At 46.3% G+C, this 15,071-nt stretch carries 11 protein-coding genes; 7 read left to right on the forward strand and 4 right to left on the reverse strand.

All coding sequences use genetic code 11. The annotated features are described in order from the left end of the window. Window positions 1-82: 82 nt before the first annotated feature. Window positions 83-505: an OsmC family protein gene (locus tag ABIO93_RS21820; protein ID WP_348071590.1), complete on the reverse strand. Its 423-nt coding sequence runs from the start codon at window positions 503-505 to the stop codon at window positions 83-85. Window positions 506-762: 257 nt separating this feature from the next. Here ABIO93_RS21820 and ABIO93_RS21825 point away from each other — a divergent pair, with 257 nt between their 5' ends. Together ABIO93_RS21825 and ABIO93_RS21830 are read left to right on the forward strand one after the other, a co-directional pair. Further along, a complete protein-coding gene (locus ABIO93_RS21825; protein ID WP_348071592.1) occupies window positions 763-1,308 on the forward strand; it encodes a hypothetical protein in 546 nt (181 codons plus the stop codon). A gap of 86 nt (window positions 1,309-1,394) precedes the next feature. Then, on the forward strand, window positions 1,395-2,015 hold the full coding sequence (locus ABIO93_RS21830) for a DUF1684 domain-containing protein (protein ID WP_348071594.1): 621 nt from the start codon (window positions 1,395-1,397) through the stop codon (window positions 2,013-2,015). Between the two features lie 81 nt (window positions 2,016-2,096). Here the strand turns inward: ABIO93_RS21830 and ABIO93_RS21835 are convergent, their stop codons facing one another. Beyond that, a complete protein-coding gene (locus tag ABIO93_RS21835; RefSeq protein ID WP_348071596.1) occupies window positions 2,097-2,648 on the reverse strand; it encodes a YcxB family protein in 552 nt (183 codons plus the stop codon). A gap of 237 nt (window positions 2,649-2,885) precedes the next feature. On the opposite strand from ABIO93_RS21835, the gene ABIO93_RS21840 reads away from it, so the two are divergent. The 4 genes from ABIO93_RS21840 to ABIO93_RS21855 all read left to right on the forward strand — a co-directional run bounded on the left by ABIO93_RS21840 (window position 2,886) and on the right by ABIO93_RS21855 (window position 7,403). Beyond that, the gene (locus ABIO93_RS21840) at window positions 2,886-4,946 is read left to right on the forward strand and encodes a BatA domain-containing protein (protein WP_348071598.1); all 2,061 of its coding nucleotides are present in this window, start codon (window positions 2,886-2,888) and stop codon (window positions 4,944-4,946) included. A gap of 107 nt (window positions 4,947-5,053) precedes the next feature. Further along, entirely contained in the window at window positions 5,054-6,196 is a 1,143-nt protein-coding gene (locus ABIO93_RS21845; RefSeq protein WP_348071600.1) for a 5-(carboxyamino)imidazole ribonucleotide synthase, read from the forward strand. A 4-nt stretch (window positions 6,197-6,200) separates the two neighbouring features. After that, window positions 6,201-6,692: a 5-(carboxyamino)imidazole ribonucleotide mutase gene (purE, locus tag ABIO93_RS21850; protein WP_348071602.1), complete on the forward strand. Its 492-nt coding sequence runs from the start codon at window positions 6,201-6,203 to the stop codon at window positions 6,690-6,692. 60 nt (window positions 6,693-6,752) lie between these two features. Continuing rightward, entirely contained in the window at window positions 6,753-7,403 is a 651-nt protein-coding gene (locus tag ABIO93_RS21855; protein ID WP_348071604.1) for a LysM peptidoglycan-binding domain-containing protein, read from the forward strand. 94 nt (window positions 7,404-7,497) lie between these two features. On the opposite strand, the gene ABIO93_RS21860 is transcribed toward ABIO93_RS21855, so the two are convergent. Further along, window positions 7,498-10,392 (reverse strand): TonB-dependent receptor, encoded by a 2,895-nt coding sequence (locus tag ABIO93_RS21860; RefSeq protein ID WP_348071606.1) that lies wholly within the window; start codon window positions 10,390-10,392, stop codon window positions 7,498-7,500. 160 nt (window positions 10,393-10,552) lie between these two features. After that, complete coding sequence (locus tag ABIO93_RS21865) at window positions 10,553-14,167, reverse strand: PAS domain S-box protein (RefSeq protein ID WP_348071608.1); 3,615 nt, start codon at window positions 14,165-14,167, stop codon at window positions 10,553-10,555. An 87-nt stretch (window positions 14,168-14,254) separates the two neighbouring features. Between ABIO93_RS21865 and rsmA the strand changes: the two genes are divergently transcribed. Beyond that, entirely contained in the window at window positions 14,255-15,055 is an 801-nt protein-coding gene (rsmA, locus tag ABIO93_RS21870) for a 16S rRNA (adenine(1518)-N(6)/adenine(1519)-N(6))-dimethyltransferase RsmA (protein ID WP_348071807.1), read from the forward strand. Window positions 15,056-15,071 lie beyond the last annotated feature (16 nt).

Here is a 15,071-nt window from a genome sequence, read left to right on the forward strand (position 1 = left end):
TGAGTTGGTTGAGTAGGACTGTCAAGCTGAGCGGAGCCGAAGCATTGTGCACAATGCTTCGGCTCCGCTCAGCTTGACAGTCCTACTCAACCAACTCAGCGTTCAAAGTAATCTCTGCATTCAACAACTGAGAAATCGGGCATTCTTTTTTGGCTTTGTCGGCGATCTCGGCGAATTGTTCTGCGGCTACGCCTGGAACCTTGGCTTTCAGGTCAATCGCGCTTTTAGTAACCTGGCCTTTGGCCGGATCCAATGTAACGGTTGCCGTTGCATTCAGCTCATCGGCAGTGAAACCGGCCGCGTTCAGTTCGAAGCTTAGTTTCATTGCAAAACAGCTGGCGTGCGCTGCTGCGATCAATTCCTCGGGGTTGGTCCCCTTACCTTCCGCAAAACGGGTATTGAAAGAATACTGGGTATTTTCAAGGACAGTACTTTGGGTGCTGACAGTTCCGGCTCCTTCTTTTCCGGTTCCTTTCCAGACTGCGGTTGCTTTACGATTGATCATATTCTGGCTTTTTTTAATTTAGATTTGGTTCAATATTTGATTGTCTGGTGGGAAAAGTAACATCTATCGCTCTTTTACGCAAATTATTATATTATTAAAATGAGCAATAAACAGGCATTTACCTCAGTTCCAGAGTATGCCGGTGCCGATGCCAATTTAGTTAACGAAAGTTAATAGCCTGTACCGATTTAAACTTTATTATTGCATTATCATCTAAATTCAAAATTCATTCAAATCTCAATTTAATTAGCACAATCATGAACAAGAAACTCATTCCCCTATTGCTGGTACTAGTTGCGCTCTTTCAAGGCTGTACCGGACCAGAAGGACCTCCGGGACCAGAAGGAGGAAGCATAGATGTCACAGGAGCTACCTTTGACCTGGTTGGTGTAAATTTTACCGCCGCCAACGACTTCCGGTCTACAATGACTTACACTGATGCCAAAGTTACCGTGCTAGAATCGGATGCCGTACTAGTCTACATACATTGGGAAACTGTTACCGCAGGCGGCGAAAATCTCAAAGTATTCCGTTTGTTGCCTCAAACTCATTTTTTTACCAATAATGGTATTCTCACCTACAACTTCGATCAAACAAAAAGAGATTTCTCTATTTTCCTCGATGGCAACCTGAACCTGGCCGCACTTGCTGACGACTGGACCAAAAATCAAGATTTCAGAATTGTGATCGTCCCTGCCGATCCTGCGCGTAAAAGCGGTTCTGTGGATTACAACGATTACAATGCAGTCGTGAAAGAGTTCAATATTGACGAATCTAAAATCCGCACTGTTTCCGCTCATTAATTGGCACGAATTTTTAAACAGTAGGGTTTCTGAAAAATTTTTAATAAAATCCGGTAATTTTTTACCGGATTTCCCTTTTGCTTACTATGAAAGACACTGTTAACACATTGTTTCTACTGCTTATCGTTGGTTCTTTCGCCTTTGCCCAAAGTTTTCGGGATGAAACCGATCAATATAGGGAGAAGTACCGGAAAGAATTTTTACACGCCTCCAACTCTCCATTGAAAGAGGCGGATCTTCCTTTTCTACAATTTTACGATCCGGATTCAACCTACCGCGTCACGGCACGATTTGAGAAAAGCAAAAGCGAATCGTTTGAAATGCCCACTTACAGCGGCGTCAAAAAAACTTACGTGAAATACGGCACGTTAAAGTTTAGGCTCAATGGCAGGAAACATTCGCTGAACGTATACCGAAGCCTGAGCCTGCTGGCAGTTGCCAAGTACAAGGATTATCTTTTTATTCCTTTTAAGGACAAAACCAATGGCAATGTATCCTACGGTGGTGGGCGCTACCTGGATTTGAAAACCACAGATTTAAAGGATAATACCTATGTGCTGGATTTCAATAAGGCTTACAACCCCTATTGCGCTTACAGTGACGGCTATAACTGCCCCATACCTCCCTCGGCCAACCATCTGGCCGTTGAAATTCATGCTGGTGAGAAAAACTTCGATAAAACCCATCAGGAAGCGCGTTTAAGATAAACTATTTGCTTCTTTGCCAATACACAAAAAATGCCCGGCTTGTGATTCACAGGCCGGGCATTTTCTTATTTATCAATTGTTTTAAGCTTTCAACAGATCCTTTTGTTTGAGGATTCTTTCAAAAACTTTAATGTCATGCTCAGAAGTAAAGATATTGAAGGGAAGATAAACAAACTGTCCTTTTGAAATTACAAGCACGTAAGCATCTTTATCCTTGTAACCGTCCAGGATCTGCTCCCATTTCATCACACTACCTTCCTTTTGGTTCAATTTCATCAGGATTTGACGGTTGTCGATTTCATATTGAAATCTCTCAAACATCGGTTTGTACTGGGCAAGCTGCGTGATACCTGTGAACTGGATCAGCCAGAACAAAACGTATAAGGCTGCGCCGACCAATACGGTGATATAAATCCAAAGATTAGGGTACACGCCGGTCAGGTTCAGTATCGCATTCACGAGGATCAGGGCCAGTGGGACCAATCCCCATTTAAGCTGCGTCTTGAAAAAGTAACGCATGGCCAGTGTGATGTATTTCTTGGTAGGTAAAGCGTATTTTTTGGTACGGACCGCTGCTGGGTTCGTAGGCATCTGGTAGACGGGCTGGTGTTTGTTCACCGAAACTTTGGCCATAATTCAATTTAAATTAACAATTCTGTTTTCCCGGGCGCAATGTAAATGTTGGAATTGACGCACAAAAATGAAGTGCAAAGTTAGAAAAAACCAATTGACATATCAGAAAGGTGCTGAAATAAAAAGTAGTTATGAGAATTTAGTGTAATTTGTCTTTCTTAACTACGTTGATCATTGAAACGGCTCATTACAGGCCCATATCAGTTGCGACCTTTGAACGATCATATCCAAAACTAAATGAGTTTTCTGTTTCCATCTTTTTTATGGGGTTTACTGGCTATATCTGTTCCTATCGCCATTCATATATTTAATTTCCGGCGCACCAAGAAGGTTTATTTTACCAATGTTGCATTTTTAAAGGCGGTCGAAACCAAAACCCGCTCCATTCGCCAGATCAAGCACTGGCTGATCCTGGCAACTCGTATCCTGGCCATCGCTTGTCTGGCGCTTGCCTTCGCACAGCCATTTCTTCCAGCCGAAAACAGGCTCTCGGTGGACAAAAGAGGCATTACCAGCCTTTATCTTGATAATTCGCTAAGTATGGAAAGCGAGCTCAACAACAAAAGATATCTGGACATTGCGACCAGCAAACTCAGCGATCTGTTGGGAATCTTCAAGAATGCTACTTCGCTCCAACTGGTTACCAACGATTTTTCTGCGCAAGAACAAGGTTTGTACCCGGCCGAAAAAGTTCGCGACCGGCTCACTACCATTGCATTATCCAACACACCCAGGACATTCGAACAGATCTACAAGCGTCAGGAAAATTTGATGGAGCGTCACGCTCATACCGGGAGAAACCAGTTCTTCTGGTTCTCCGATTTTCAGAAAAGTACTGCCGGAAATTTGGCCGATATTAAAACTGACAGTACTAACCAACTTTTTCTGGTGCCCGTGCAGGCGGAGGCTGAGAAGAATGTTTTTGTAGATTCCGCCTGGTTAAACACCCCCTTCATTCGCGAGCTGCAAAACAATATCCTGTTTGTTAAAGTCAGTAATTCCGGCAAGCAGGAAGCCAGAAACGTGGTGCTGAAACTAAGCCTGGACAACACGCAGGCCTCCACAGCGTCGGTCAATGTGCCGTCCAATGGCAGCGCGACTGCCAAGTTCAATTTCAATCTAAAAGGTAAAGGCTTTAAAAAAGGCCAGATCACCTTCGACGACTTCCCGGTCACATTCGACAACAATTATTACTTTGTGCTCAATGCCTCGCCATTGATCCGTATCCTGCATATTTACGGCCAAAAATTTGCGGGGAACTATATTGAGAATGTGTATGCCAATGATAGTCTGTTTTCCATGCAGAGTTACAGCGCTCAGAATGTGGATCCCGGCCTGATCAAAGATGCTGACCTGGTGGTATTGGAAGGTGTCGGACAGCTTTCGGGCTCATTACCTCAGGATTTGCAGGACTTTGTCAGGAAAGGCGGAAGTTTGGCCGTAGTTCCCTCCACCTCGCCCAATGGTGAGAGTTACAACCGTTTTCTTTCCGGTCTGGGCATCAATGGTCTGGAAGCCTTCGCCAATACGAGCCCTTCACCTGTGGCTATCGCTGCTCCTGATCGTAACAACCCTTTTTTCAGTGATGTTTTTGAAGAATCAGTCAGGCAGGAAATAAACCTGAACTTGCCCTCGGCTTCCGCGGTGTGGAACTGGGCCAATGCGGGCCAGCTACTCCTTACGCTGCGAAACGGGCAAACCTATCTTAACCAGGCGACTTCCGGTACCGGCAAGATCTATTTGTTTGCCGCCCCATTCAATCCGGAATATGGCAATGTACCTCAGCACGCGATTTTTGTGCCCGTGATGTATAAGATCGCCGCTTCCAGCGTCCGGGCGCAGCGGACTTCTTATAAATTTGACGAAAATCCCATTACACTGCCGATCGGCAACTCAGAAAGCAATTCGGTTTACAAACTACGCCGTGGCAAAGTGGAAATTATTCCCTTGCAGCGCATAGCAGGAAACCAGCTTTTACTGGAAATCCCGGAAGGCGATCAGCTCGGGGAAGGCCTTGACGCAGGCTATTTTGATCTGCTACGCGACAACAAAGTCGAGCAGATCATTGCATTAAACCATAATAATTCAGAATCCAGGCTGCAATACTATTCCCCCGGCGAGTTGCGGGCCGCTTTTTCGGGACAAAAAAATGTACAGGTTTTTGACCGGATCGATGATGATGCATTTTCAACGGCATTCCAGCAGCAGAACATGGGTACCAGCCTGTGGAAATACTTTTTATACGCTGCACTTTTCTTTTTACTGACTGAAATTGCGCTGATCAGGTTGATGAAATAGGTCGGAAAATCTGTCAGGATTTCTGAACAATTTTGTCGAAAGAATTTAGTAGGGTTTTATGTTAGCGGTTTTTACACCAATTTTGCATCATACATTCTCTTTAATAAATGCTTTCATCCCGAATAGGTATTCTTGGCGGTGGCCAGCTTGGATTAATGCTTTTGCAAGCTGCTGTGGACTGGAACCTTGACATTCACGTGCTGGACCCCGATGCTGACGCACCGTGCAGAAATATTGCCCCCCACTTCACCCAGGGTTCATTACAAGATTACGATACAGTTTACGAATTTGGTAAAACACTCGATGTGATTACCATTGAAATAGAAAAGGTTAATGTGGAGGCGCTCGAAGCGCTGGAAAAAGAAGGAAAACGGGTTTACCCACAACCTGCGGTGATCCGCCTGATACAGGATAAACGCGTCCAGAAGCAGTTTTACCGCGATCATAACCTTCCTACAGCTGATTTCATACTGACCGATAACCGGGAAGACGTCTTTCAACATACTTCATTTTTACCCGCATTTCACAAGCTTGGAAAAGACGGCTACGACGGTCGTGGCGTTCAGCGGCTGGCCAGTGAAGCTGATCTAGACAAAGCCTTTGATCAGCCCGGTTTGCTGGAAAAAGCAGTTTCGTTTGAAAAAGAACTGGCTGTGATCGTAGCGCGAAATGTCAGCGGTGAAATCACGACATTCCCCACAGTGGAAATGGTTTTTCATCCGGAATTAAACCTGGTTGAATATCTTTTTGCCCCTGCCGAAATCGCAGAAGACATTGAGCACAAAGCCCAGGAAATTGCAAACAATACCGCTGAGGCTTTCGGTATTGTCGGTCTGCTGGCCGTAGAGCTGTTTTTGACGCATGACGGCGACATACTCATCAATGAAGTTGCTCCGCGCCCGCACAACAGCGGGCATCACACGATCAGGGCCAATGCTACCTCGCAATACGAGCAACACTGGAGAGCGATCCTGAACCTGCCCTTGGGCAGCACATTGGCTTACGGGCCATCCGCGATGGTGAATTTACTGGGTGAAGCAGGATTTGAAGGGCCGGCCGTTTATGAAGGAATGGAGACGCTTTTGGCCACCGATGAGGTTTTTCCTTTCCTGTACTGGAAGGCCATTACTAAGCCATTCAGAAAAATGGGACATATCACCATTATGGATGCCAGTATTGAGGCTTTAAAAGAAAAGGTTGATTTTGTGAAGAAAAATATAAGAGTGATCAGTACAGAGGTTAAGCAATAATAGCATGGTTGGAATTATTATGGGAAGCCTTTCGGACAGAAAGGTAATGCAGCAGGCAGCTGACGCACTTTCGGAGCTGGGTATCGAATTTGAAATGGAGATCGTATCCGCACATCGTACGCCTGAACGTATGCTCGAATATGCATCCACTGCGCGCGGTCGCGGCTTGCGGGTGATCATTGCCGGAGCAGGTGGTGCGGCGCATTTACCCGGCATGGTGGCCTCGCTTACTTCGCTACCCGTCATTGGGGTTCCGGTACTATCGAGCAACTCTATTGATGGCTGGGATTCAGTACTTTCGATCCTGCAAATGCCTTCGGGCGTGCCTGTGGCGACCGTAGCGCTGGACGGCGCCAGGAATGCAGGAATTTTGGCTGCGCAGATCATCGGCGCAAGCGATCAGGAAGTTGGAAAACGCCTCGATGCATTTAAAGAAGGCTTGAAAGACAAAGTCGCCACCATGAATGAGGAATTGAGAAATCAACTTGTAAAGTAGACGCACTTTATTATTTTCGTGTAAAATTAACTCCACTAAAAATTGACTCCCGGCCACGCTATGGAAGACGAATTCCCTAAAAAAAGAAATATCCGTCCTACTGAAAAGTCCAATTTGCCCATTGTTACGCTGCTGGTATTAGTTCTTTTGGTATTGGCTATGCTCTATGTCGGCTACGAATATATTTCCGATAGTTCCTCCAATTCCGAGGAGCTGACTTCGGTGGTTGTGGACTCTACATTGGAAGAATCTGCGGTAGGCGAGCCTGTTTCTGATGAGCCAGCGCCTACCGAGGAAGCCTCAGAAGAAAAGAAGCCGCAGCCTGAAAAGGAGAAAGCAAAAGAGGTTGAGAAGGCCAAAGAACCTGAAAAAGCCGAAAAACCTGCGATATCTGCTGCTTCGATTGGCGGAGAGCAAATCACGCACACCGTTCAAAGCGGCGAGACTTTTTCGAGCATCGCATCCCGCTACAATCTCAAAACTGAGACGGTGCAGGGATTGAATTCTTCCGTTTCAGTTGTTAAATCCGGTGTTACCAAACTGAAAATACAGGTTCAAACGGTGCATACCGTCGGCCCTGGTGACGTGCTTCGGGTAGTGGCAAGCAAGTACGGAGTGACCAAAGAAGCGATCATGAAAGCGAATGGAAAGTCTAGGGATTTCTCCGAAAGAGGCGAAAAACTGATCATTCCTTTCTCTTCCAAAAAATAGGACGACATAGCACATTAACATAAAAAACCCGGCCTGATCGCTCATTCCGGGTTTTTATTTTGTACTGAGTCGAAGGATTTAATATCGTTATTCCTTAGTTGAAACTTCTTCCGCCCCGGTCTCCTCCACCTGACGGCATCCCTCCTTCTCCCCGTTCGAAGTCACGTCTGCGGTTGTTATCATTGGCTGGCATCTTGCCGAAGTTTTTCAGTGTGTAGGTGAATGTCAGCATGGCATATTGTGTCAAAACTCGGCTGGTTACATCCTGCACGTAGGTCTCAGTGACATTGCGGCTGATACTGTTGTTTTGTTTCAATATATCAAATACCGTCAGTTTGAGTTCTCCTGCATTGTTTTTAAGGAATTTCTTGCCAATGCTCGCATTCCATAAGGTAAAGTTTTGGTTATATCCCTGTCCCAAACCGCGGTACGACTGGTTGTTGATATCACTTTGCAATACAAATCCTTTTCCAAAGATCCAGTTAACCCGGCCGGTAATGCCCTGCGTGTAATAGTTGTTGTTCAGGTTGGGCTGAATGGTGTTGCGCACTACATTGTAATTCCCTGAGTAGGAAACAGTAAAGTCCAGTTTCTCGCTAATGTTGCTACTCACCACCAGGCCTTGGGAAACCGCATAGGTGTTGGAATAGTTGGAAATATCATTGATCATACCCGGCGATCTCACATAATTGAAGCCGGTCGTCAGATTAATGTTCAGCTTCAACGGTGCTACCGGTTTTCCATAGGCCAAAAACGTTCTGGCATTCCAGCTACCATCCACATTGATCGGCGTAGTGAGCTTCGAGCCGCGTTCCATCACAATACCGCTTGGCAAAGTTGTTGGCTGCTGTGCGATGAATGTAGAGTTCACGATCGCATTGTTGGTCTGGGTAACAAACACCATGGCATTGAAACTATATGGTCTGTTGGCCCCAGCCAGCGAGTAGCGCACATTGAACATATTGCGGTATTCCTGTTTCAAATCCGGGTTACCCGCAGTCAGAGATAATGGATCACTGTTGTCAATCACATTTTGCAGTTGCGAAATCGATGGCTGATTGGTAGAGCTACGGAAAAATGTCCGGAACTGAGTACCTGATTTGGATCGGTAATTCAACATAAAGTTAGGCAGCACATTGGTAAAAGACTGATCCACTTTGTTGTTGTTGGGAGCAAGCTGCTGGCTATAAAGGCCGGTGTTTTGAAAATCAACGCCCAGGTTGGCAGACCAGCTGTTTTTACGGTAGCGATATCCTATTCCAGCCCGGTTGGTAATGTAGCGGTTGTCAAAATTGTTGGAAAGCAATGTATCCAGATCCGAGTATGTATTCGAATCAAAGCTCATATTGTAGGTTTCTCTGCTCGAATTGCTGTTACTGACCGTCAATCCATAATTGAACTGCAATTGGCCGGTTGTGCTGATCGGCTCGGTGTAGATCAGGTTGCCGCCAAGTGTGATCCCATCGGATTTGGTAAAGCTGCGCTGGTCAATGGTATCTCCGCGCATCGCCGTGTCGGGCAGCGTAATGCCGTAATACATGTTTTTGGAATACAGATCACGGATACCGTCGCGGTCATTCATTTGCGTGTTGACATTCAGCGACAATGTGCGGCCTTTTTTGGCAAAACTGTGACGGAACAACAGATCATTGGAAAAGTTGTAGCCATTGTTCTGGCTGCGCTGACTGTTATCGGTGCTGTTCACATTGCTGCCATTTGCGAGCGTAGTCAAACCTGCTTTGACGCTGGTGGAATGGTTATCCTGAAAACTTAACCGCGGGGTAATGATCAGCGAGTTGTTAGCATTGATGTTGTATTCAACCCGGAAATTGAGTCTGTGATTGGAGTTGGTGCTAGACGTACGGCTGTTTTCATTGTAAAACTGGTTTCCAGTTCCTCCCGAAAGGAAATATTCCTTCTCAGTAGTCTGCGCATTGGTATTACCGGTACGGTTATAAAAGTAGCTTCCTGAAACGTCCACCTTCTTGCCGAACTTGTTGGCGTAATTCAAACCAAAAGAATTGGTACCCGTTATGCCGCTCTGGTTTCCCACCAGAAAGTTATTGGATGCGCCTCCCCCGCCTCCGCCTCTTCCACCACCGCCACCGCTACTACCGGTCACGCCCAGCAGATCCTGACTGGAAAAGTTCTGCATGTTGATATTGTTGCTCAGCCCAATCACCGAAATCCGTTGATTGCCTTTGAAGAAACTAATATTTCCTCCCGCCTGGTAGCGATTATCCAGACCATAGCCTGCGAAAACCTTTCCAAACTGGCCCATTTTACGGTCGGCCTTAGTGACGATATTAATGGTTTTTTGTCCATTGCCATCATCAAAACCCGTAAATTGGGCCTGATCGCTGAGCTTATCAAAAACCTCGATTTTATCGACAATTTCTGCGGGTAGGGATTTCAATGTAAGTGCGGCATCGTCTCCGAAAAACGGCTTACCATCTACCAGCACGCGATTCACGGTTTCACCATGCGCAGTTACCGTACCATTGGTGACGGTAATGCCGGGCATCTTCTGAATGAGATCTTCCGTGGTAGCGTCAGGATTGGTTTTGAATGCGGCTGCATTAAACTGGGTGGTGTCGCCCTTCTGTTCCATGGCTGTGACCTGGCCTACCACTTTTACTTCTTTCAAATTGGCGACGGCTTCGGTCAGCGTAATATTGCCCAGGTCTTCGATATCGTTATTGACATCGACAACCTTAGAGACGTCTTTGTAGCTCAGGTAGGAAACTTTGACCAGGTATGCAACCTGCCTGGTCAGACCGGTAAACGAGAATTTACCATTCACATCCGTCGTGACATACTCAGGCTTAGCTTCGGGCGTATCGCGGCTTACGGCCACATATGCACCTACTACCGGGGAGCGGTTCGCGCTATCCAATACAGTTCCGGTGATCTGCGCATTTTGTGCTTGTGCCAAAGCCGGAAACACCAGACTGGCAAGTAAAAGGACGATGGTGGTAATTCTGTTCATGATCTCTCAAGGTTTATTGCAGTTTAGAGCAACCTTTCCTTCAAAAGTTTAATCACTCAAAACAATAACCGTTTACAATCGACAGAAACCTATGCTTTCATAGATCAAGTCCTGCTTCCAGCCGACGAAAAAAATGGGTGCTAACCAGTGCACTTTCCTATCATTTCAGCCATTCCTTCAGCAGGCCTTCATAGTTTGCCAAAAATTTGGCGTAAGCTTTTTCCAATTTGGGAAGCGCTTCGGCGAGCGTACTGGTATCATCAGATTTCAGGCGCCACTCCGCGTCCCGGGCAATTTCGGCAACCTGCGATACCCCTACGGTTCCGCCGCTGCCTTTTAATGTATGCAGATTACTTTTGACCGTCTTGATATCCCCATTGGCAAAGGCAGTCACCGCGCCCTCCACCAGCTCATTGGATTCCGTTACAAAATCTTCAAAAACAGACCATACCAGATCGGCGCCGCCGATACCATTGAGCTGATCAATAATTTCACGGTCCAGAATAGGGAGAATGATCTCCTGGGCAATTTCCTTTTGCTTATTTTCCAGCTTCCGGCCTTCTACATTACTCATCAGGTCCTTCACCTTCAATACCAATGTCTGTGCCCTGATCGGCTTGGCAATGTAGTCGTCCATTCCCTGGCTTAGGAAGCGGTCACGATCTTCCTTCATCGAATAGGCTGTCATCGCGACAATAGGGCCCAGCGCACCGGGAAAGCGTTTTTTGAGCTCCTGTGAGGTCTCCACACCGTCCATATCGGGCATTTGAATATCCATAAAAATGATATCATAGCCCTTCTCGGCGGATGCTTCGCGAGCCTCCACCATTTCAATGGCCTTGAAACCGCTTTCCGCCAGGTCTACATAGCAACCCGATTTTTTCAAAATTTCATTCGCAACTTTTCTGTTTACCGCATTATCATCCACCAGCAATATCACCGGATGGGAATCAGCGAACACATTCTCTATCGGCGTTTCCTCCATGAGCGTGATAGTGCTCGCCTGCGCAATAGAAGTTTCCTTGGTTTCAAATGTAAACCAGAACGTACTACCCTCTCCTACTGTGGATTCCACTCCAATCTCGCCATTCATGAGGGCGCACAACTGTTTTGAAATCGAAAGTCCCAGACCGGTCCCTCCGAATGACTTACGGGAAGAATTATCCAGCTGGGTGAAAGATGTAAACAATATCTGCTTGTCCATCGCACTGATACCGATACCAGAATCCTGCACGTCGACCTTTATTTTATGAAATAAACCGTCCTTTTTAATCAATGAAAGCAGCACTTTCACCGACCCGTTTTCGGTAAATTTCAATGCATTGGAAGTCAGATTGGACAAAATTTGCAGTAGCCTAGTCTGGTCTGCGATAATGAATTTTGGAATGTCCGGCGCCAGGTGATAAGTAAGGGTATTGCCTTTACTTTTGGCTGTTTGCCCGAATAATGACACCAGCTTGAGCAACAATTCCTCCGTCGCGATCGGCGCTTCATGCAACTCCATTTTCCCTGCCTCGATCTTGGAAAGGTCCAGAATGTCGTTGAGGATGTTGAGCAGCGTCTCGGAAGAGCGTTTGATGGTCAGCACATAATCTTTTTGTTCAATGTTCAGAGGCGTTTCACCAAGCAGATCGATCATCCCGATCACCCCGTTCATGGGTGTTCGGATCTCGTGGCTCATGTTGGCCAGGAAGCCTTCTTTTACTTTCAAAGAGCGCTCCGCGTGTTCTTTCGCTTTCAGGAGTTCCTGCTCATTGCGTTTGAGCTCAGTAATATCCCTGGCCAGCACCGCCACCTCGGTCGGTTTGCCTTTATCGTTTGTAAACATCAGCATGTTGATCATAAACTGACGTTCGGTACCATCCTTGCGGTTTAATGTAATTTCGAAATTCCGAAGACTTTTGGTTTTACGCAGACGTATTAATGCCGAATGAATCCGTTTTTTATCTGAAAAGAACTCTGCTACTTTGTGTCCAATCACCTCTCCCGGTAAATATCCCAGTCGTTTCAGCACCGACTGGCTGATCATCGTGATCGCGCCGAGCCTGTTGATACGGCAATAAATGTCCTGCAGATTTTCAAATATCCCTCTGAAAAGCTCCTCGCTGTGCCTTAATGATAGCTCGGCCTCTTTTCTTCGGGTAATGTCCCGGGCGATACCCGACACTTCCTCAATGACGCCGTCCGCATAGTGAATTGGGTTCAAGTAAAATTCCAGCCACATTTCACCCTCATCTTTCTTGTCAATTTTGAATTCGAAATACTGAGGTTCGCCGCGTAATGCTTGCCGGTACTTGGTTTCAAGGGTACGTCTGTTACTGTTGCCCACCATTCGCCAGCCGAATTTCTCCGCACTGGATTGCAATGAAGGCCTTACTCCCAGCTGATTGTGGATCAGATCCGCGTAATTTCTGTTAAAAGAGGTCAGCTGCAACGATTTATTGACAGACCAGATCAAATGGGAGCTGCTATCGAAAATAGCATTCAGGCGGGCCAGGTACTTACTGAGCTCCTCCTCACTTTGTTTCCTTGCGATCGCCATTGCCACCTGCCCGGAAATAAATTCCAGCAATTCCAGGTCCCTGGTATCAAACATATTGGCATCATCATACGACTTCACACCGATAATCCCCGTAACCCTATCCCCTATCCGCAGCGGCACACATAGCAACAGTTTGGGCGTTACCCCATACAGGTACAGGCTGTTGGTTTTGGCAAGCTGCTCAATATCAGTCCCCGAAAGAAACAACGGTTTGTTGGAAGCAATCGCATATTCCGTCAACCCGTTTCCGAGGCGTCGCTTGGTGAACCTCACATTACCCTGGAAATATTGGTCAACATAATAAGGAAAATAAATGTAGCTTTTGCTGGGATCGTAAAGTGCAATGAAGAAGTTCTTTACATCAATGATCTTACCGAGTTCTTCGTGGATACTCTGGTAAAAATCGTCCAGGTTCTGCGTGTTAACAGTCCAGTTGGCAATGCTGTAATAAAGGTTCTGCGCCTTTTCTGCCCTTATTTTTTCTGTAAAATCATTTAATATGCAGCGAAATGCAGTCGGTTTGCCATATTCGAAACGGCAATTAACGCTTCCGGCCACGAAAACCTTCTTACCCTCCCGATTCAGAAAGACGGCTTCGAAATTAGGGTTTGAATTACCTTGCTCAATCAGTTTCAGCTGCGCCAGCGCCTGCTCCTTGTATTGCGGGTGCAGGATGTCTTCCATGCGCATGGAAGCTATTTCGTCCAGGCCGTAGCCCAGTACCTCACGCCATGCTTTATTGACAAATATGAATTTTCCATCAATGGCAACGAGCTGTATAAGGTCACTGGTATTGTCCACCAGATCCTGCAACTGCGAATTGGACTTGGCTATCGCCGACTCCATCCTCCGGCGGCGCGTGATGTCATCACCCACCAGCGTAACACACTCCACCTCGTCCTGATCGCTATGCATGAGCACCGAGTTGATCGAAAATGTACGTAATGTGCCTTTTTGAGCTAAAAATGGAATTTCCCTTTGTTCCAGCTTGCGTTTTCCCTGTATCCCCTCTTCCAGCATCTGCCTCACTTCCTCTTCCTCCTCTTTGGGAATAAGCTTGTCGAATATGCTGTGACCCACCAGATCGGACTCCAACCAGCCTGTTTTCATGAGCGCATGCGCACTGATATTCCTGATCGTAAAATCCGGAGAAAATGTAATTCCGATCAGATTGAGATGCTGAAGTGTTGCGTGAATAGTCTGCCAGTCGGTATGGGACAAAATCATTTCCATGGTATCAGGATAATCGCATTTTTGAGGTTCCTTCCAATTCTTTATTCGATAAATCTACGAATTAAGCCGTAATTTTGGTTCGTGAAAATAAATTATAAAAAACGGGATGATTCGAGGGTCAGGGCCAAAAAGCATTTGGGCCAACACTTTCTGAAAGACTTAAATATTGCGCAGCGCATTGTGGACGGACTGTCCGGTCACCGCGATTATGACCGGGTTTTGGAAATAGGTCCGGGCATGGGTGTACTCACTCAGTACCTGCTCACTAAAACCTCATTCAGCACTTACGTAATAGAAATTGATACTGAATCGGTTGCCTATCTGCAAAAACATTACGAAGAACTTTCCCCCAGGATCATTGAAGGAGATTTCCTGAAATTCAATCCCGAAGAATTCTTCCCAAAGCCATTTGCGATCATTGGTAATTTTCCTTACAATATTTCATCACAGATATTTTTCAGGGCATTACAGATCCGTGACCGCATTCCCGAGATCGTCTGTATGCTTCAAAAGGAGGTCGCGCAACGCATTGCATCGCCTCCCGGAAATAAGGATTACGGCATACTGAGTGTGCTGTTGCAAGCATTTTATGACATTGATTACCTGGTATCAGTTCCTCCGGGTGCATTCGACCCGCCTCCCAAAGTACAGTCCGGTGTGATCAGGCTCCGGCGCAATGCGATCACAGCACTTGACTGCGATGAAAAACTGTTTTTCAGGGTAGTCAAAACGGCATTTAACCAAAGAAGAAAAACGCTGCGAAATGCATTGAAACCGGTAGGTGAATTTCCAGACCACCCATTGCTGACCAAACGAGCGGAACAGCTGAGTGTCAATGAGTTTGTTACATTGACCCAGATAGCAGCCACGATGGCACCGCAGATCTAAACTTTCAATTTGAGAG

The organism is Dyadobacter sp., from assembly GCF_039919315.1.
GTDB lineage: Bacteria > Bacteroidota > Bacteroidia > Cytophagales > Spirosomataceae > Dyadobacter.